The sequence below is a fragment of the Cupriavidus basilensis genome, assembly GCF_029335485.1.
In the GTDB taxonomy this organism is placed as follows: domain Bacteria; phylum Pseudomonadota; class Gammaproteobacteria; order Burkholderiales; family Burkholderiaceae; genus Cupriavidus; species Cupriavidus basilensis_E.
This window is the reverse complement of record NZ_JARJLM010000350.1, coordinates 1-636: the sequence shown is the minus strand read 5'-3', so window position 1 is coordinate 636 and position 636 is coordinate 1. Positions and strand designations below refer to the sequence as shown.

Annotated in this window: 1 protein-coding gene; it reads right to left on the bottom strand. The window is 64.6% G+C overall.

The genetic code is table 11. The features are described 5' to 3' along the window. Positions 1 to 87: 87 nt before the first annotated feature. Positions 88 to 636, bottom strand: a 549-nt coding sequence (gene ybeY, locus P3W85_RS20570) for an rRNA maturation RNase YbeY (protein ID WP_276266146.1), incomplete at its 5' end; no start/stop codon positions are given.

Sequence of the window (636 nt, the reverse complement as noted above, 5' to 3'; positions counted from 1 at the left end):
AGGGCCTGACAGAACACCGCCTTTAGGCCCTGCAAACCCAAATCAGGTCCCTACAAACGCAATATAGAGTAGAGCAGAAGCCCCCAATCACCCAACCCTGCCGCGCTCCAAATACGGATCCCCAAACCCAAGCGCCTGCAGCGTCTCCGTCTCGATCGCCTCCATCTCCTCCGCTTCCGCATCCTCCTCATGCTCATAACCCTGGGCATGCAGCACACCATGCACGATCAGGTGCGCATAATGCGCCTCGAGCGTTTTCTTTTGCTCGCGGGCTTCCTGCTCCACCACCGGGCAGCACAGCACGATATCGCCACTGACCGGGTCGGTCTCATGCTCGGCGTAGGCGAAGGTCAGCACATTGGTCGCATAGTCCTTGCCCCGGTAGCTGCGGTTCAGGCCGCGGCCTTCTTCCTCGCCGACAAAGCGGATGGTCAGCGCGGCGTCGGCGTATAGCGCCGACTTCACCCAGGTCTGCACCTTGCGCTGGGTCGGCAGGCCGCGCCGGCCCTTGATGCCGTCGCCGTACTGCAGCGCCAGTTCCAGCGCGGGCGGCGTGGCGGGGGTGCCGGTGGTGGTGACCGTCGGCGTGGCGGTCACGGCCACGGAAAGCGCGTCGTGGTTGTCCGGGCGGACCAG